Origin of the sequence: Novosphingobium jiangmenense, from assembly GCF_015694345.1 — a bacterium.
In the GTDB taxonomy this organism is placed as follows: Bacteria; Pseudomonadota; Alphaproteobacteria; order Sphingomonadales; family Sphingomonadaceae; genus Novosphingobium; species Novosphingobium jiangmenense.
Window position 1 is genome coordinate 1 of sequence record NZ_JADQDC010000004.1, and the last position, 18,805, is coordinate 18,805.

Sequence of the window (18,805 nt, forward strand, 5' to 3'; positions counted from 1 at the left end):
CTGCGATCTCGTCAAACGGGTTCATGCTCATCTTCACGTTCGCAAGATCGACCCCCGAACCATCCGCCTTCACACGTGGCTTCACGTTGTAGTCAATCACCCGCTTCACGCAGACCAGGGCTTTCATCGCAAGGCGTCCTTTCCTTGATTCCGTGGGCTTCCGCATAATTTGCGCTTACGTAAACGTCAACTGCACAAGTGGGTCTTGCGTTGCGTAACAAAAAAGGGCGCCGGTTGCCCGACGCCCCTTCTTGGAACAACAATCAGGTGAAATATCAGGCGACCTTCCGGACTTCAGCGACGATCTTCCTGGCGGCATCGCCGAGGTCGTTGGCGGGGACGATGGGCAGGCCCGAGTTGGCGAGGATGTCCTTGCCCTGCTGTACGTTGGTGCCTTCGAGGCGGACGACGAGGGGAACCGAGAGGTTCACTTCCTTGGCCGCAGCGACGATGCCGTCGGCGATGATGTCGCACTTCATGATCCCGCCGAAGATGTTGACGAGAATGCCCTTCACCGCCGGGTCCTTGAGGATGATCTTGAACGCCGCGGTGACCTTCTCGGTCGTCGCACCGCCGCCCACGTCGAGGAAGTTCGCCGGGAATTCGCCGTTGAGCTTGATGATGTCCATCGTCGCCATGGCAAGGCCTGCGCCGTTGACCATGCAGCCGATGTTGCCGTCGAGCTTGATGTAGGCGAGGTCGTACTTGCTCGCCTCGATCTCGGCCGGGTCTTCCTCGGTCTCGTCGCGCAGCGCCATCACGTCGGGGTGGCGATAGAGCGAGTTCGAATCGAAGCTCATCTTGGTGTCGAGGACGAGGAGGTTGGCGGCCCCAGAAGAATCTGGCTTTGTCTCCACCAGCGGGTTGATCTCGAGCATGTCGCAATCCAATGCCACGAAGGCGTTGTAGAGCTGCTCGGCGATCTTGCCGGCCTGCTTGTTGAGATCGCCGGTCAGCTTGAGCGCATAGCCGACGGCGCGGCCGTGGTGCGGCATGAAGCCTTCGGCCGGGTCGATGGTGATCGTGGCGATCTTCTCAGGGGTCGAGTGTGCGACCTCCTCGATGTCCATGCCGCCCTCGGTCGAGACGATCATGGCAACGCGGCTCGATGCGCGGTCCACCACCATCGAGAGGTAGTATTCCTTCGCGATATCAACGCCGTCCGTGATGTAGAGGCGGTTGACCTGCTTGCCCGCTTCGCCGGTCTGCACCGTGACGAGGGTGTTGCCGAGCATCTCCTTGGCGAAAGCCTCGACTTCCTCGATGCTCTTGGCCAGGCGCACGCCGCCCTTGGCATCGGCGGGCAGTTCCTTGAACTTGCCCTTGCCGCGACCGCCCGCATGGATCTGCGCCTTGACCACGTAAAGCGGCCCCGGAAGCTGCTTGGCCGCAGCAACCGCTTCCTCAACCGTCAGCGCCGCAATCCCCGCAGGAATGCCGACACCAAACTTCGCAAGCAGTTCCTTCGCCTGGTACTCATGGACGTTCATGCGTTTTCCCCGTTTCGAACAGGCGCGCCATGCTGGCGCAAAGGTATACGACGCCGTTGGCGCTAGACTCGGAATGCCTTAAGCACAGTGTGGGAAGCTTGAAAAGGAGCGTCAATGCGAGACATCACGCAATCTTTGATAACGTCTCGCAATTGCAGAATATCAGGATGGTGGCCGTCCATGGAGGCGCAGAATGATCGACTATGACCGCCTCCACCAGATCGTCCGCGCCGCCGGAGACATGGCGCTGGGACTCTGGCCGGGCCACGGCCATGCTCCGCAAGTCTGGGAGAAAACGCCGGGCAGTCCGATATGCGACGCCGACCTTGCGGTCGATGCCTTTCTCAAGCGGGAACTGGGCGCGCTACTCCCCTCCGCCGGGTGGCTTTCCGAAGAAACTGTCGATCATCCCGAGCGGCTGGAACGCGGACTGTGCTGGCTGGTCGATCCTGTGGACGGGACGCGCGATTTCGTGCGCGGGCGGCCCGGGTGGTCGGTGTCGGTAGCGCTGGTCAGCGAGGGACGACCGTTGATCGGGGCGCTGAGCGCGCCGGCGCGGGGCGAGTACTGGTCTGCCATTGCCGGACAGGGCGCGATGCGGAACGGCATAACGCTGCACGCCAGCACGCGCACGATACTCCCCGGATCGCGCGTGCCTGCCGACACCCTGCCCAAGGCTGATGCCGATCTCGTGACAGTGGACAAACCCAACTCGATCGCGCTGCGCATTGCCATGGTCGGAGCGAACGAAGCCGACCTGCTGGCGACGCTGCGCTGGGGCTTCGAATGGGACATTGCCGCAGCAACTTTGATCGCGCGAGAGGCCGGAGCAGCGACTTCGGACGCGTTCGGCAAGCCATTGCACTACAACAAGCGCGATCCCCGCGCCTTCGGTCTGCTGGTTACTGCACCGGCAATCCATGCTGCCGCAGTGGAACGGCTGGCCGAAAGGGCAGCGAAGCTCGCCTAGACGAAGTCCTCGGTGTCGATGGTGGGCAGCATGACCCCGGCATAGCGGTGGCCGGAAACAGTCTGCTGGTTGATCAGCGCATCGACTTCCGTTGCCACGGCCGCGGGGATTTCCCAGTCCCAGCGGGCGATGTTCTCTTCGAGGTGGGCGATCTTGCCGGTGCCGGGAATGGTGACGACATGCTCGCCCCGCGAGAGCACCCAGGCGAGCGACAGTTGCGCCGGCGTCACCCCTTCGCGCGCTGCGATGGCGTTGAAAGCATCGACCAGTGCTAGGTTCTTCTGCCAGTTTTCACCCATGAAGCGCGGCATCGCCTTGCGGATGTCGCCATCGGGCAGCGCTTGCGGATCGCGGACGCCATTGGCGAGCACCCCGCGTGCAACCGGCGAGAAGGCGACGAAGGTGGTGCCGAGCTCGCGGCAGGCTTCGAGCACGGCGATCTCAGCCTGACGCGTCCACGGCGAGTATTCGGTCTGCATCGCGGCGATCGGGTGAACTGCGGCAGCCTTGCGCAGGGTCTCTGCCGACATTTCCGAAAGGCCGATCCCGCCGATCTTGCCCTCCTTCACGAGGTCCGCCAACGCGCCGACCGAATCCTCGATCGGCACCGTGAAATCGCGGCGGTGCATGTAGTAGAGGTCGATGTGATCGGTCTGGAGCAGGCGGAGCGAGACTTCGAGTTCGCTGCGGATGGTATCGGGATGGCAATCTATCCCGCGCTTTTCGCCACTGGCGAAGATGCCCATCTTCGAGGCGAGGAAGACCTTGTCGCGGCGGCCCTTGAGCGCGACGCCCACCTGCGTTTCGTTGTGACCAAGGCCATAGAGACGGGCCGTATCGAAGTGGTCGTAGCCGATGTCGACGGCGTACTGGAGCAGGCGGATGCCGTCTTCCTCGCTTGGTCGACCGCTGTAGGCCCAGCTCAGCGACATGCAGCCAAGCCCGATCGGGTTGGTCTCGCGTCCGTTGATCGTGCGGCGCTGAATCGGCATGCGAACCTGTCTCCTTCGGACGCGCCGATGCCAGCCCCACCCGACGGCGGTCAACCGCGAAACGCATGCTCCATAACAAAAGCGGCGCAGCCCCGAAGGACCGCGCCGCTTGGTCAAGGCATGTGGAGGCGTTACTGGCCCGAGCGAGCCGCGTTCACATCGTCCTGGCTGATCGGGACGATCTTGATTTCCACGCGGCGGTTGGCCGAACGGCCCTCCTCGGTGTCGTTAGAAGCGATCGGCTGCGATTCGCCGAAGCCCTGGCTGCGGATGCGGGCATAGCCGACGCCGCGCGAGGTCAGGTAGTCTGCCACCGCGCGCGCACGGCGCTCCGACAGCGCCTGATTATAGGCGTCGGAGCCCGTTGAATCGGTGTGGCCGTACACGTCGATCAGCGAGTTGGGGTATTGGGTCAGCGACTGGGCAATCTTGTCGAGCGTGTCGCGGAAGCCCGGCTTCACCGCCGAACTGTCAACGTCGAAGGTTACGCCGTTGGGCAGGTTGACGAGGATTGCCTGACCATTGTCGGTCTCGGTAACGTCAACGCCCGTGCCAGCGGTCTGCTCGCGCAACTGCTTGATCTGCTTGTCCTTCTGGTAGCCGATCACGCCACCGGCGACGCCGCCAATGCCGGCGCCGACAATGCGCCCGGTCTTGCCACCGATCAGGCCGCCGAGGAGGGCGCCACCAAGCGCGCCACCAATGCCGCCGATGGCGGTGCGAGAAACCTTCTTTTCGCCGGTGTTGGGATCGGTGACGCAGGCAGACAGGCTGACCAGCGAAACAGCGCACAGGCTCGACATCAGAACACGACGGATTTTCATTTCCTGTCCCCTTTTACCAGCATCCGGACTTCAACATTAACGCCGCGATGGCGCTTTGACAGGGTGAAATACGCCCACTTCGACTGAACGGTTCCCGAACGGGAACCTGCATGGCGCGATCCTCAGGAACAATTCGCGCGCTATTCGCCTTTCCCGGTAAATCTGTTAGGGGCCATAGCGTGACACCTTTTCCCTGGTCTGACGTCTTCGTGATCCTGGGCCTCGTCTTGCTCAACGGCCTGTTTTCCATGTCGGAACTGGCGATTGTCTCGGCACGCCCTGCCCGCCTCAAGGTTGCTGCCGAAGAGGGCAGCAAGGGTGCGAAAGTCGCGCTCGCCCTGGCGGCGGACCCCGGAAAATTTTTGTCGACCGTGCAGATCGGCATCACCCTGGTGGGAATCATTGCCGGTGCCTATTCGGGATCGAGCCTTGGCGGGCCGATGGCGCAACGGCTGGAAGCCTGGGGCTTTCCGGCTCAGTACGCCGACGACGCGGGCTTCGTGATCGTCATTGCGGTTACCACTTACCTCAGCCTCGTGGTGGGCGAACTGGTGCCCAAGCAACTGGCGCTGCGCGCGGCCGAGCCGATTGCCAAGCTGGCGGCACCGGCCATGGCGTTGATGTCGAAGGTAACCGCACCCTTCGTCTGGCTGCTCGACAATTCGTCCAGCGCGATCATCCGCCTGCTTGGCCTGAAGCAGGGCACCGAGCAGGAGGTGACTGCCGAGGAACTCCACATGATCTTCGCCGAAGCCACGCGCTCCGGCGTGATCGAGGAGGAAGAGCGGGCGATCATGACCGGCATCATGCGCCTGGCCGAGAGGCCGGTGCGCGAGGTGATGACGCCGCGCACCGAACTGCACTGGATCGAGCGCAAGGCGAGCGAAGCGGACCTGCGCGAGGCGATCGAGGACAGCCCTCATTCGCTGCTGCTGGTGGCGGACGGGTCGGTCGACCGGATCGTTGGCGTAGTGAAGGTGCGCGACGTGCTTTCGACGCTGCTGCGCGGGCGCAAGGTTCAGCTCGGGCGGCTGATGAAGAAGCCCGCAATCGTGCCGGACCAGCTCGATACGATGGATGCGCTGGGCATGATCCAGCAGGCCGAAGTGGCGATCGCGCTGGTGCACGACGAATATGGACACCTTGAAGGCATCGTCACCCCAGCAGACTTGCTGGCGGCAATTGCCGGCAACTTCGTCGGCCATGCCGATGCCGGTGACGAGCCGATGGTGGTGGAACGCGAGGACGGCTCGCTGCTGATCTCGGGCGCGCTGCCTGCCGACGCGCTGGCGGACCGGCTCGGGCTGGACCTGCCTGACGACCGCGAATTCGCGACGACGGCGGGGTACTGCCTCTCCGTCCTCAAGAAGCTGCCCAACGAGGGCGAGCATTTCCACGATCAGGGGTGGCGCTTCGAAGTGGTCGACATGGACGGTCGCAAGATCGACAAGCTGCTGGTGTGCCGGACCAAGGCCATGCCTGCAGTTGCGCCTGAGGGGGATGGCTGACTTAGCGTGTGATGCTTCGACAGGCTCAGCATGAGCGGGGTTTGTAAGAGCATAAGGTAACTCAACCGACGCCCGCTCATCCTGAGCTTGTCGAAGGATGCCAACGCAAAAGGGGCGACCTTGCGGACGCCCCTTTCCTGTTCAGTGATGTTCTGACGATCAGCGCGGCAGTTCGCTGACGCCCATCAGCGCTTCGTCGACGGCGCGGGCGCACTGGCGGCCTTCGCGGATCGCCCAGACGACAAGGCTCTGGCCACGGCGCATGTCACCGCAGGCAAAGACGTTCTCGACGCTGGTCTTGTAGTCGACCACGTTGCCCTTGACGTTGCCGCGCGGGTCGAGCTCGACGCCGGCCTGTTCGAGCAGGCCCTGCTTGCGGGGGCCGACGAAGCCCATGGCGAGCAGGATCAGGTCGGCCTTGAGCACGAATTCGCTGCCGGCGACTTCCTGCATCTTGCCATCGACCCACTCGACGCGGACGCATTCGAGGCCGGTCACGTCGTTCTCGCCAACGACGCGCTTGGTCAGTACGGCGAACTCGCGCTCGCAGCCTTCCTCGTGGCTCGACGAGGTGCGCAGCTTGAGCGGCCAGTTCGGCCAGCTCAGCGCCTTGTCTTCCTTTTCGGGCGGCTTCGGCATGATTTCGAGCTGGGTGACCGAAGCGGCGCCCTGGCGGTTGGAGGTGCCGACGCAGTCAGAGCCGGTATCACCACCTCCGATCACGACGACATGCTTGCCGGTCGCGAGCAGCGAGCCGCGCGGGGCGGCGCGCAGTTCATCGTCACCCGCATTGCGCTTGTTCTGCTGGGTCAGGAATTCCATCGCCATGCGCACGCTGGGCAGTTCTGCGCCGGGGATGTTGAGGCCGCGCGGATCTTCCGCACCGCCCGAGAGCACCACCGCATCGAAGTTTTCCTGCAACGAAGCGAACGAGACGGTCACGCCCACTTCGACGCTGGTGCGGAACTGGACGCCTTCGGCCTCCATCTGCATCGCGCGGCGGTTGATGTGGGTCTTTTCCATCTTGAAGTCGGGAATGCCGTAGCGGAGCAGACCGCCGATGCGGTCGTTCTTCTCGAACACGGTGACCGAGTGGCCGGCGCGGGCCAGCTGCTGGGCAGCGGCCATGCCTGCCGGGCCGGAGCCGACGACAGCGACCGACTTGCCGGTCTTCTTCGCCGGAACCTGCGGCTCGATCCAGCCTTCCTTCCACCCGCGATCGACGATGGCGCATTCGATCGACTTGATGGTGACCGGCTGGTCCACGATGTTCAGCGTGCAGGCGGCCTCGCACGGGGCGGGGCAGATGCGGCCGGTGAACTCGGGGAAGTTGTTGGTCGAGTGGAGATTGGTCAGCGCGTCGCGCCAGTCATTCTCGTAGACCAGGTGGTTCCAGTCGGGGATCTGGTTGTTCACCGGACAGCCGTTGTGGCAGTACGGAATGCCGCAGTTCATGCACCGCGATGCCTGGCCCTTGAGACCAGCATCGTCGTGCGGGATCACGAACTCGCGATAGTGCTTCAGTCGCTCCGCAGGCGCATCATAAGTGCGATCCTTGCGGTCGATCTCGAGAAAGCCGGTTGCCTTGCCCATTGTAATCTAACCCTTACTCAGCCGCGACAGAGGCGGCTTCGAGGCGCTCGGCCTCCATCTGACGGAGCGCCCGCGCATAGTCGCGCGGCATGACCTTGACGAACTTGCCCAGAGCCTCGGACCAGTTGTCGAGAATCTCGCGGGCGCGCTTGCTGCCGGTGTAGAGGTGGTGACGTTCCACCAGCACGCGCAGGCGTTCGGCATCGTGACGCAGCATGTCGCCCATGCCGTAGTCGTAAACGTCGACACCGCGCTGCTGCGGACGGCCTGCACCGTCGTCTTCGTCACGCTCTGCCGAGATCGGCAGGACGTCGACCATCGCGCCGTTGACGAGCTGGGCGAAGTTGCCGTCCACGTCATAGACGTAGGCGACGCCGCCCGACATGCCCGCCGCGAAGTTGCGGCCGGTGCGACCCAGAACAACGACGACGCCGCCGGTCATGTATTCGCAACCGTGATCGCCAGTGCCTTCGACGACCGCGACGGCCCCCGAGTTGCGCACCGCGAAGCGTTCACCGCCAACGCCGTTGAAGTAGGCCTCACCCGCGATCGCACCGTAGAGCACGGTGTTGCCGACGATGATGTTCTCGGTCGGGTCACGATCGACGTGGCTTGGCTGGCGCACGATCACGCGACCGCCCGACAGACCCTTGCCGACGTAGTCGTTGGCATCGCCGACGAGATCGAGCGTCACGCCATGGGCGAGGAACGCGCCGAACGACTGGCCGGCCACACCCTTGAACGAGATGTGGATGGTGTTGTCCGGCAGGCCCTTGTGCCCGTACTTCTTGGCGACTTCGCCAGAGAGCATCGCGCCCACCGTGCGGTTGACGTTGATGACCTTGCGTTCGAGGCGGACCGGTTCGCCCTTGTCCAATGCCGGAGCGCTGGCGGCAATCAGGTCCTTGTCGAGCGCGGCTTCGAGGCCGTGATCCTGCGTCTCGCTCCAGTTCAGGGTCGTGCCTTCGACCGGCTCGACCTTGTGCAGCAGCTTCGACAGGTCGACGCCCTGCGCCTTCCAGTGCGAGACGGCCTTCTTGGTATCGAGACGATCGACGCGGCCAACCATTTCGGCGACCGTGCGGAAGCCCATCTCGGCCATGATCGCGCGCAGCTCTTCGGCGACGAAGAAGAAGTAGTTGATCACATGCTCGGGCTGGCCGGTGAAGCGCGCACGCAGGACCGGGTCCTGGGTGGCGACGCCGACCGGGCAGGTGTTGAGGTGGCACTTGCGCATCATGATGCACCCGGCCGCGATCAGCGGTGCGGTGGCAAAGCCGAACTCGTCAGCGCCGAGCAGCGCGGCGATGGCGACGTCACGACCGGTGCGCAGGCCGCCGTCGGCCTGCACGCAGATGCGGCTGCGCAGGTTGTTGAGCAGCAGCGTCTGCTGGGTTTCGGCAAGGCCGATTTCCCATGGGCTGCCGGCGTGCGTCAGCGAGGTCAGCGGCGAAGCGCCAGTGCCGCCTTCGTAGCCCGAGATCGTCACGTGGTCGGCACGCGCCTTGGACACGCCTGCAGCCACGGTGCCCACGCCCACTTCCGACACCAGCTTGACCGAGATGCGCGCGCCGGTGTTCACGTTCTTGAGATCGTGAATGAGCTGCGCGAGGTCCTCGATCGAGTAGATGTCGTGGTGCGGCGGCGGCGAGATCAGGCCGACACCCGGGGTCGAGTGACGGGTCTTGCCGATGGTCTTGTCGACCTTGTCGCCCGGCAGCTGGCCACCTTCGCCGGGCTTCGCGCCCTGCGCCATCTTGATCTGCACGTCGTCGGCGTTGACGAGGTATTCGGCAGTAACGCCGAAGCGGCCCGAAGCGACCTGCTTGATGGCCGAACGCATCGAGTCGCCGTTTGCGAGCGGCTTGAAGCGCGCGGGATCCTCGCCGCCCTCGCCCGTGTTCGACTTGCCGCCGATGCGGTTCATCGCCACGGCCAGCGTGGTGTGGGCTTCCCAAGAGATCGAGCCGTAGCTCATCGCGCCAGTGGCGAAGCGTTTCACGATCTCGCTGGCGGGTTCGACTTCGGAGATGTCGATAGCCTGATCGGCCTTCTTCAGCTCCATCAGACCGCGGATGGTGAGCATCCGTTCGGACTGGTCGTTGATCGACTGGGCGAATTCGCGATACTTTTCAGGCGTGTTGCCGCGCACCGCGTGCTGCAGGTTGGCAATGTTCGACGCCGTCCAAGCATGCTCTTCGCCGCGCAGGCGCAGCTGATACATGCCGCCCACGTCGAGCATCTTCTTGTAGATCGGGTTGTCGCCATAGGCCGCAGCGTGGCGGCGCACGGTCTCTTCCGCGATCTCCTTGAGGCCGACACCTTCGATCGTCGTCGCGGTGCCGGTGAAATAGGCGTTCACGAACTCGGTCGACAGGCCGACAGCGTCGAAGATCTGGGCACCGCAATAGGACTGGTAGGTCGAGATGCCCATCTTGGACATGACCTTGAGGATACCCTTGCCGATGGCCTTGATGTAGTTCTTCTTGACGTCCTTGGCTTCGAGCGGAAGCTCCTTCGAGACGCGGATCTGCTCCAGCGTCTCGAACGCGACGTAGGGGTTGATCGCTTCCGCGCCATAGCCTGCCAGCACGCAGAAGTGATGCACTTCACGCGCTTCGCCGGTCTCGACGACAAGGCCGGTCTGCATGCGCAGGCCCTGGCGGACGAGGTGCTGGTGCACCGCGGCGGTTGCCAGCGCCGCCGGCATCGGGATGCGGCTTTCGCACTGGGCGCGGTCCGACAGAATCAGGATGTTCTTGTCGGCAAGCACTGCTTCGGTGGCCGCCCAGCACATTTCCTTGATCGCCATTTCAAGGCCATCGGCCCCGGTGGCGGCATCCCAGGTCGTGTCGATCGTGGCGGTGCGGAAGGCGCCGTCAAGCGCGGCTTCGACCGAGCGGATCTTGGCGACGTCCTCGTTCGTCAGGATCGGCTGGTCGACTTCGAGGCGCTTGTGGCTGCCGGCATCGTGGCCGAGCAGGTTCGGGCGCGGACCGATCATCGATACCAGCGACATGACCAGTTCCTCACGGATCGGGTCGATCGGCGGGTTGGTGACCTGCGCGAAGTTCTGCTTGAAGTAGTCGTAGAGCAGGCGCGAACGCTTCGACAGCACCGCGATCGGGGTGTCGGTGCCCATCGAGCCGATCGGATCGTCACCGGCCACGGCCATCGGCTCGAGGAACTTGGTGACGTCTTCCTGGGTGTACCCGAAGGCCTGCTGGCGATCGAGCAGCGAGGTGGTTTCCACCGGCAGCGCAGCCAGCTCGGGCTCGATCACGTCGAGCTCCTTGAGCTTGTACTGCGCCTGCTCGAGCCATTCTTCGTAAGGCTCGGCATTGGCCAGCTCGGCCTTGATTTCCTCGTCCTCGATGATCTTGCCCTGATCCATGTCGATCAGCAGCATCTTGCCCGGCTGGAGGCGCCACTTGCGGACGATGTCTTCCTCGCGGAAGGGCAGGACGCCGCTTTCCGAAGCCATGCAGATCAGATCGTCACGCGTGATCGAGAAGCGCGCGGGGCGCAGACCGTTGCGGTCAAGCGTGGCGCCGATCTGACGACCATCGGTGAAGGCGACGGCGGCAGGGCCGTCCCACGGCTCCATCAGGGCGGCGTGGTATTCGTAGAATGCACGGCGCGCCGGGCTCATCAGCGGGTTGCCGGCCCAAGCTTCGGGCACGAGCATCATCACCGCATGGGCAAGGCTATAGCCACCGGCCAGCAGCAGTTCGAGCGCGTTGTCGAGGCTGGCGGTGTCCGACTGGCCGTGCGGGATCAGCGGCCACATCTTGTCGAGATCCGGGCCGAGCAGCTCGGATTCCATGGTGCGGCGGCGCGCGTTCATCCAGTTCACGTTGCCGCGAACGGTGTTGATTTCGCCGTTGTGAGCAATGAAGCGGAACGGGTGCGCCAGCTTCCAGCTCGGGAAGGTGTTGGTCGAAAAGCGCTGGTGCACAAGGCCCAGAGCCGAGACGCAATCCGGATCGCGCAGATCGTCGTAGAACGAGCCGACCTGGTTGGCGAGCAGCAGGCCCTTGTAGACAATCGTGCGGGTCGAGAAGCTCGGCATGTAGAGCTGCGTCACGCCCGGCAGGTTGTGCTTCTCGGCCATGGCAGCAAGCGGATTCTGCGTCTGCTTGCGAATGGCGAGCAGCTTGCGCTCGAACGCGTCCTGATCGGGCGTGCCGGCACCGCGCTTGATGAAGCACTGGCGGATCACCGGCATCTGCTCGATCACGGTCTTGCCGAGGCCATCGAGCGTGGTCGGCACATCGCGCCAGCCGATCAGTTCCTGGCCTTCCTTGGCGATGAACTTCTCGAAGAACTCGGTCACGAACAGGCGCGCGGCCTCGTCCTGCGGCAGGAAGCACATGGCCACGGCATAATCGCCCGGCTGGGGCAGGTCCTTGCCTTCGGAAGAGGCCCACTTGCGGAACAGCTGGTCGGGAATCTGGATCAGGATGCCCGCGCCGTCACCCAGCAGCGGGTCGGCGCCGACGGCACCGCGATGGTCGAGATTGTGCAGAATCTCCAGCGCCTGGTCCACGATGGCATGGCTTTTCTGACCTTTGATGTGGGCAATGAAGCCCACGCCACAGGCGTCATGCTCGTTACGCGGATCGTAGAGGCCCTGAAGCGGCGGAAATCCCATCTCGATGATCGTCCTACATTCAAAAAAGCGGCAATGGCCGAAACGGCTGCGGCGCGCGAATCACCCTCGCGGAAAAGCGACGAAAATTGCGCGAAGTGCCCCCATGACTGCAGGAAAGTTATTTTGCAACTGCGCAAGGGCATCAAGCGGGCGCTTAATGCCGTAAATACGGTTGCGACATGGCAGATATTGCCGGTTTCCGGGACCTTACTGCCCGAAAGTGCCGTGCAGGACCGTCAGAAATCAGCCTTGGGCGGTCATCCGCTGCAGCGTGGCGAGTGCGGCCCGGAGGGCGCGGTCGGCCTCTTCCGGATCGGGCAGCGCGCCGGGGACTGCAGCCGTTGCCGGGGGCATGGCCTCGGTCGGGCTGGAAGGTGCCGCGCGACCGGGCGCGGCAAGGGGCGAGCCGGGAAGCTGCTGGATCGTCGGCCGCTCGAAGTGCCGCGGCGCCTGAAGCACCGAACCCTGCCCCGGAAACACCACGACCGGCTCCAGGGAATCCTCGACGTCGCCTCCCGCATCGCTGCCAAGGCCGAGGCCGTCGTCTATGCGGAAGGCCGGGCGCAACGAGGTCGGCTGCATGTCGAGCAGCGAGGGATAGCGTTCCTCCGCCACTTCCGGTTCTGCCGTCGCCTGCTGTTCCGAGGCGCCCAATTCGGCAACTGGACCTGCCGACTTGAGAAAGCGGGGCGGCGCTGCAGCTTCGTCAATCTCATCCGCATCGGCTTGCTCGACCGCATGGTCAACCAGAGGCGGCTCGAAGGCGGCGGGCCGAATGGGGACAACGCGATCCGGCTGCATTTGCGCCGGTGCAGGCGCAACCGCGGCGTCCTCGGAAGCAGGACGGATAGGGGCAGACACGGCCTGGGCCGAAAACCTCGCACTCGGTGCGACGAAGCTGGACGCTTCGAGCGGGGCGAGATCACGTGTCGGCGCGGCATGGCGCGAAATGGCCAGGGCTAGGCGTTCGATCAGTTGCACCATGCCGAGCGCATCGAGGGGCGCGCGCTCAAGCGGGGTCACGTCGTCAGCAGGTGCCTGGTGCAAAGTCTGGCGCGGAGCCGATACCGCCGGCTGCGCCTGCGGCTGGGGCTCGACCGGCGCTTCAGGCGCAATTTCAGCTGCCGGGGATTCCGGAACCGCATCGGCCTGAGCAAAAGGAGCGGCAGGTGGGGGGGCGGGCACAAGGACCGTCTGAGAAAGGACCGCCTGAGAGGCGCTGTCTGCGGCGTCAAACAGGCCCTTCATGGCCAGCGGATCTGCCGAGCCGAGCGGCCCGGGCTTGTGCGCCTCCGCAGCGGGCGCGGCCTCGTCTCGTTCCCACGGCAGGAAGCCGGGCAGCGGGGCCTCTTCGGAAGGCACCATGAGGCGGCCTTCGTCGTTGAGGGAAAGCGCGCGGCGGCGCGATGGGACTTCGGCGTCATCATCGATGCCACCGATCGGCTCGCCCAGATCCTCCCTGGGATTGAGCGGTTTGCGCGCCTCAACGGTCTCTGGCTGCGCAACCGGCCTGCTGCGCGACGTTGCCCCCATGTCCCGCCGGCGTGGCGCGGCTGCCTCGCGCGGGGCAAGACGGCGACCGACCACGAAGCCGATCACGGCTCCCGTCAGCAGCATCACGAGCGCCAGCAATACGCGCGCCGTGAAGCCAAGCGGTGGAGCGGCAGCGGGAAGCACCGCAGGAATACCCAAAGCCACCACAGGGCCTTCAAGCAGAGAGGGCGCGACGGCAAAGCTTCCCAGCCCCAGGAAGGCCGCGAACCACAATGCAGTCACAACCGGGAACATCGGGTGCGCGGTGATGGGCTTTTGCTTGCGCTTCGTCGCGGTCACTTGCGTCTCATCCTGTGCTTCCGGCCTTTTCAGACCCGGCGATCGCTGATCACGCGGCAATCGCGGGCATTCGGTGATTCGGTAACAGGGCTTGGTAAACAGGGAGATAACGCCTGACGTTGAGAGCCCAGTCATGGCTGCTGCGGACAAAGTCCCGCGCCACCTCGCGCTGGGCGTTCCAGCTTTGCGGTGTACCCAGAAGCTCCGAGAGCGCTGCCGCCAGACCAACGGGATCGTCGGGGGGGAACAGGGTGCCGGTCTGTCCATGCCGGATCAGCTCGCGATGGCCGCCGACGTCCGAGGCGCTGACGAGCTTGCCCTGGGCCATGGCCTCGAGCGGCTTTAGAGGGGTGACAAGATCGGTCAGGCGCATCGCCTTGCGCGGATAGCAGACCACATCGACCAGCGAGTAATAACGGTCTACCTCGTGATGGGGGACGCGACCGACGAAGCGGATGGCATCCGCCACCGGCGAGGCCTGTGCCTGCGCGCGCAAGTCCGCCTCGGCCGGGCCGCCACCGACCAGGAGCAGGCGCGCAGCGGGCACCCGGGCGACGATGGCAGGCATCGCGGCGATCAGGTCGTCGAGCCCTTCATAGGGGTAGAAGCTGCCGAGAAAGCCGATCACCGGACCCTCACCCAGCCCGAGTTCGGCGGCCAGCGCTGCATCGCGCGGCAGGGGATCGCCGAACAGGTCGAGATCGACGCCATTGGGCATGATCGAGAGCTTTTCGGGCGGGAAGCCGCGCGCGATCAGATCGGTGCGCAAGCCCTCGCAGATTGTCACCACATGGTCGGCGCCGCTGACGACATCGTTCTCCAGTACGCGGGTCAGCCAGTACTTGGCGGAGCCTTCGCGCCCGGTGCCATTGCCGACGGCGGCGTCCTCCCAGAAGGCGCGGATCTCGTAGACCACGGGAATCCCAAGCTTGCGCCCAGCTTTGAGAGCTGCGAGTCCGCACAGTGCGGGCGAGTGGGCGTGGAGCACATCCGGCCGCCATTCGCGCGCCAGTTTGACGATACGGTCGGCCAGCGCCGTAACTTCGCTCCATTCACGCACCAGCGGAAGACCACCCGAAGCACCCCCTGCGCGATAGAAGGTCAGGCCATCGACCACTTCGGGATCGGCGGGCGTCGGCGCGGTGTGGCGCTGCCCGGTGACCCCGCGCACCTCCAGCCCCAGCGCCTCCTGCGCCTTGAGGATCGCGCGGGTGCGGAAGGTGTAGCCGCTGTGCATCGGCAGCGAATGGTCGAGAACGTGGAGCACGCGTGTCATGGCTTCCGTCTGCCATGGAAGGCTTAACGCCGCGTCAACCTCGATCGGCTAGCGCTTGGCCCGACATGATCGACAAGTTCACGATATTCCTGCCGCACGTGCTGATGGCGATTGCCGTCTGGCGACTGCTGCATCGTGACGACCTCGATGACGATCCCTCGCTGCCCGGCCGCAAGGTGCCGTTCCGCAAGAGTAGCAGTCCCGCTCCGGACAGCAGCGATGCTTGACCTGTTCCTGCTGTCCTGCGTGCTCGCCTTCATCGGCGCGGGCTTTCGCAAGCCGTTCATCTTCGTGCTGGCCTACAGCTATATCGACATCGTCGCGCCGCAGAAGGTCAGCTGGGGCATTCTCAGCCACATCCCGGTATCGCTGATCGCGTTCCTCTGCGCGTTCATCTCGTGGTTCGTGGCCGAGGACAAGAACGGCATCCGCTTCTCGCTGCGCCAGTTCCTGCTCCTGACGCTACTGGTCTATTGCGGGCTGACAACGCAGGCGGCGGATTTCCCGGTGGAAGCGGCCGACAAGTGGGCGTGGGTGTGGAAAGCGCTGCTCTGGGCGCTGTTCCTGCCCCTGACCCTGCGCACGCGCCTGCGGATCGAGGCGATCACGCTGATCCTGGCCCTGTCGATCGGGGTGATCGTGATCGGCGGCGGCATCAAGACGGCGGCAGGCGGCGGTGGATACGGCGAACTGCGCCTGCTGGTGAACGACAACACCGGGCTTTACGAAGGCTCGATCATTTCCGCCGTGGCCATCGCGGTGATCCCGCTGGCACTGTGGCTCTCGCGCTATGGCACGATCTTTCCGCCAGACTGGCGCGTGAAGACCTTTGCCTGGGCATTGTGCTTTGCCTGCGCGCTGATGCCGATCGGCACCGGCGCGCGCACCGGCCTCGTCTGCGTCGTGGTGCTGGCGGCAATGATCCTGCGCACGGCCAAGCGCCGCCTGCTGATCGTCTCGGTCATGGCCGCCGGCGCCCTGATCGCGGTCCCGCTCCTGCCGAAGGAGTTCACCGACCGCATGAGCACGATCCGGAACCACCAGTCCGACCAGTCCGCCTCCACCCGCGTGGCGGTGTGGAAGTGGACCATCGAGTTTGCCAAGCGCCACCCCTTCGGCGGCGGCTTCGAAGCCTATCGCCAGAACAGGCTGCAGTACGACACGGTCAAGGCCGACTACGCCGGCGACAACAATGCCGCGCTTGAATACCAGCCGATCGTCGAGGAAGGCCGCGCCTACCATTCGAGCTACTTCGAAATGCTGGGCGAACAGGGCTATCCCGGCCTTGCCCTCTGGCTGAGCCTGCACCTGCTGGGCGTGTGGCAGATGGAAGTCCTGCGACGACGCTACCGCAAGGAGACGTCCGAGGAATTCCGCTGGGTCTCGCCGCTGGCCGAGGCCTTGCAGCAGGCGCAGATCATCTACCTCGTCGGCTCGACCTTCGTCGGCATCGCGTTCCAGCCCTTCTGCTACATGCTTGTCGGGCTGCAATGCGGGCTGTGGGCCTATATCAAGCGGGTACGGACCGCGCAGCCCGCGCCCTTTCGCAAACCGGCCCCATCAACCCTGCCTCGGTCCGCCACCGCTTAACCAGGCGCTTAAACCGGCTTGCTCCCGACCCGGCTTGTCGCCATTGTGCGGGCGCAAGAGCCAAAAGCAGGAGAGCGCACCGCCATGACGACCTACGTCCCCGCCGAAGAGATCAAGACCCGGATCGGCCAGGTGGTCGGCACCTCGAACTGGGTGGAGATCACGCAGGAGCGCGTGAACAAGTTTGCCGAGGCGACGGGCGACTTCCAGTTCATCCACGTCGATCCGGAGAAAGCGAAGCTGACCCCGTTCGGTGGCCCCATCGCGCATGGCTTCCTCACCCTGTCGCTGATTCCGCTGCTGACGATGGAAAGTGATTGCCCACGGCCTGAACACATCAAGATGGGCGTGAACTACGGCGGCAATCGTACCCGCTTCCTCGCCCCGGTCCGCGTCGGCAAGCGTGTGCGCGGCGTGTTCAAGCTGCTCGAGATGGACGAGAAGCGTCCCGGCCAGTGGCAGCAGACGATGGAGATCACGGTCGAGATCGAAGGCGAGGCCAAGCCCGCGCTGCAGTGCGAGTGGATCACCCAGTTCTTCGTGTGAGGCGCTGAACTCTGGCAACAGTCGCGCGCATCAGATGGAAAATCAGGTGCCGCGCCACTGCCGGAACCTTGGCCAGCACAAACAAGGGCCGCACCGTGAAGGCCCGCCACAGCATGCCGAGCCGGGGTTCGAGGCGGCTCGCCAGACCGTGCTCCAGCAGGACCTTTGCGCGCATCCCGGGATCGCTGACATGCGCCAGTTCCCGGCGGATGATCTGGCCGACGAGCCGGTGGATGGTCCGGGCGCGCTGATCGGTCAGGCTGCCTTCGTGGCGGCGGTAAAGATAGAGGTCCTCATCCAGCGTGACGAAGCGGAAGGTCCGTGCGGCGCGCAGCCAGAAGTCGTAGTCCTCCACGCCGAACAGGCCGGTGTCATACCCGCCAAGGCTGCGCGTCACTTGTTCGCGATAGAGGAACGCCGCGCCGATGCGATTGCCGAGCAGGATTTCCGAGGCCGGCCCCACCTTCTGAAACCCGATCACGGCACCGGCCGCGTCGATCACGCTGTAGTTCGCATGGGCAATGCCGGCATCCGGATTGGCATCGAGCGCCGCCACCAGCCGTTCCAGCATTTGCGGCCGGGCGATGTTGTCGTCCGAAGTCCAGCCGTGGAGCGAGCCGCGCGCGGCTGCGAAACCCGTGTTCAAGGCGCCGGGCAGGCCCTTGTTGGGACGGTTGGTAATGACGCGGATGCGGCAGTCGGAACGGGCGTGCCGGACAAGGATCTCGGGCGTTTCGTCGGTCGATCCGTCGTCCACGCAGATAAGTTCGAAATCGCGGAAGGTCTGTGAGCGGATCGAGCGGATCGCCTGATCGAGATAGGCGGCACCATTGTGCACGGGCAGCACGATGCTTACTCGAGGGTCGGACACAGACCATCCGGCGTCGACCTGCGCCTCGTCTCCCCTTGCGGGCGTATCGTGAAACTCCATTGCCACGCCCGACCTTCTGCCACGCGAAGGCAAATGCGGCTTTTCCCGAACGTTGCGCTCTGTTGCGCTGCAGAACGGGTCGGCATCCGTCCCGCTATGGTACGGAATAGCAGGCGACGATTGCGTCAGGCATCCCGCAAAGCTTGCAGTTCCATTCCACGCTTTGCAGGCGCATTCGGCCCCGGCGTCGGCAGGTCACCTGGAAACCAGGCTCATCGCTGGCTCGAGCAAATCGATGTCGCAGCGCCGCATTGATAACGTTAGCAGTTGCGGTAAGGACCTTATTGACAGGGAATCCTCCGAAACATCAAATAAGTATCTGATGTTAGATGTTTTTTTATTTCTTGAGATGTGATGAATATCACAAGGAACGTATAGGTATGCGCATTTGCGAAATCCGGAATCAGGGCCTCGCATAGAACCCCTCCAGTTGATTAAGGTTCGTGCAGACACGGTCGATCGGTCGCTGCCTCTTTCCATCGAAAAGCGTGCAATTGGCGGAAAACCGAGGTTGCTGCGGGCAGGCTTACAGAAATCAACCGCATATGGCGGCCAACCAGCATTCACCCCGTTTAATCATATATTGATATTTTGTTAA

The 18,805-nt window shown here is 64.2% G+C and carries 13 protein-coding genes and 1 pseudogene; 5 read left to right on the plus strand and 9 right to left on the minus strand.

All coding sequences use genetic code 11. The annotated features are described in order from the left end of the window. Together I2488_RS06945 and sucC are read right to left on the minus strand one after the other, a co-directional pair. Positions 1-127, minus strand: a pseudogene (locus tag I2488_RS06945) (electron transfer flavoprotein subunit beta/FixA family protein); the annotation flags it as partial. A gap of 148 nt (positions 128-275) precedes the next feature. After that, entirely contained in the window at positions 276-1,490 is a 1,215-nt protein-coding gene (gene sucC / locus I2488_RS06950; protein WP_196275091.1) for an ADP-forming succinate--CoA ligase subunit beta, read from the minus strand. Positions 1,491-1,683: 193 nt separating this feature from the next. On the opposite strand from sucC, the gene I2488_RS06955 reads away from it, so the two are divergent. Next, a complete protein-coding gene (locus I2488_RS06955; protein ID WP_196275092.1) occupies positions 1,684-2,460 on the plus strand; it encodes a 3'(2'),5'-bisphosphate nucleotidase CysQ in 777 nt (258 codons plus the stop codon). On the opposite strand, the gene I2488_RS06960 is transcribed toward I2488_RS06955, so the two are convergent. Next, the gene (locus I2488_RS06960) at positions 2,457-3,452 is read right to left on the minus strand and encodes an aldo/keto reductase (RefSeq protein WP_196275093.1); all 996 of its coding nucleotides are present in this window, start codon (positions 3,450-3,452) and stop codon (positions 2,457-2,459) included. The genes I2488_RS06955 and I2488_RS06960 overlap by 4 nt on opposite strands. Positions 3,453-3,583: 131 nt before the next feature. Beyond that, positions 3,584-4,276, minus strand: a complete 693-nt coding sequence (locus I2488_RS06965; RefSeq protein WP_196275094.1) for a YiaD family glycine zipper/OmpA-like lipoprotein — start codon at positions 4,274-4,276, stop codon at positions 3,584-3,586. A gap of 179 nt (positions 4,277-4,455) precedes the next feature. Here I2488_RS06965 and I2488_RS06970 point away from each other — a divergent pair, with 179 nt between their 5' ends. Then, positions 4,456-5,784, plus strand: a complete 1,329-nt coding sequence (locus I2488_RS06970) for a CNNM domain-containing protein (RefSeq protein ID WP_196275095.1) — start codon at positions 4,456-4,458, stop codon at positions 5,782-5,784. Between the two features lie 159 nt (positions 5,785-5,943). Here the strand turns inward: I2488_RS06970 and I2488_RS06975 are convergent, their stop codons facing one another. From I2488_RS06975 to I2488_RS06990, 4 genes are all read right to left on the minus strand, one after another. After that, positions 5,944-7,377, minus strand: a complete 1,434-nt coding sequence (locus tag I2488_RS06975) for a glutamate synthase subunit beta (protein ID WP_196275096.1) — start codon at positions 7,375-7,377, stop codon at positions 5,944-5,946. 13 nt (positions 7,378-7,390) lie between these two features. Next, the gene (gltB, locus tag I2488_RS06980) at positions 7,391-12,031 is read right to left on the minus strand and encodes a glutamate synthase large subunit (protein WP_196275097.1); all 4,641 of its coding nucleotides are present in this window, start codon (positions 12,029-12,031) and stop codon (positions 7,391-7,393) included. Positions 12,032-12,274: 243 nt separating this feature from the next. Then, the gene (locus I2488_RS06985; RefSeq protein ID WP_196275098.1) at positions 12,275-13,864 is read right to left on the minus strand and encodes a hypothetical protein; all 1,590 of its coding nucleotides are present in this window, start codon (positions 13,862-13,864) and stop codon (positions 12,275-12,277) included. Positions 13,865-13,913: 49 nt separating this feature from the next. Continuing rightward, positions 13,914-15,140 (minus strand): TIGR04063 family PEP-CTERM/XrtA system glycosyltransferase, encoded by a 1,227-nt coding sequence (locus tag I2488_RS06990; RefSeq protein ID WP_196275099.1) that lies wholly within the window; start codon positions 15,138-15,140, stop codon positions 13,914-13,916. Between the two features lie 65 nt (positions 15,141-15,205). Here I2488_RS06990 and I2488_RS06995 point away from each other — a divergent pair, with 65 nt between their 5' ends. The 3 genes from I2488_RS06995 (at position 15,206) to I2488_RS07005 (ending at position 17,276) form a co-directional block, all read left to right on the plus strand. Further along, a complete protein-coding gene (locus tag I2488_RS06995; protein WP_196275100.1) occupies positions 15,206-15,367 on the plus strand; it encodes a hypothetical protein in 162 nt (53 codons plus the stop codon). Then, positions 15,360-16,730, plus strand: coding sequence for a putative O-glycosylation ligase, exosortase A system-associated (locus I2488_RS07000; RefSeq protein ID WP_196275101.1), 1,371 nt, complete (start codon positions 15,360-15,362; stop codon positions 16,728-16,730). Before I2488_RS06995 ends, I2488_RS07000 begins: the two co-directional genes overlap by 8 nt. An 84-nt stretch (positions 16,731-16,814) precedes the next feature. Further along, a complete protein-coding gene (locus I2488_RS07005) occupies positions 16,815-17,276 on the plus strand; it encodes a MaoC family dehydratase (protein WP_196275102.1) in 462 nt (153 codons plus the stop codon). On the opposite strand, the gene I2488_RS07010 is transcribed toward I2488_RS07005, so the two are convergent. Beyond that, a complete protein-coding gene (locus I2488_RS07010) occupies positions 17,257-18,207 on the minus strand; it encodes a glycosyltransferase family 2 protein (RefSeq protein WP_246465562.1) in 951 nt (316 codons plus the stop codon). The two genes, I2488_RS07005 and I2488_RS07010, sit on opposite strands and share 20 nt — an antisense overlap. Positions 18,208-18,805: the final 598 nt, after the last annotated feature.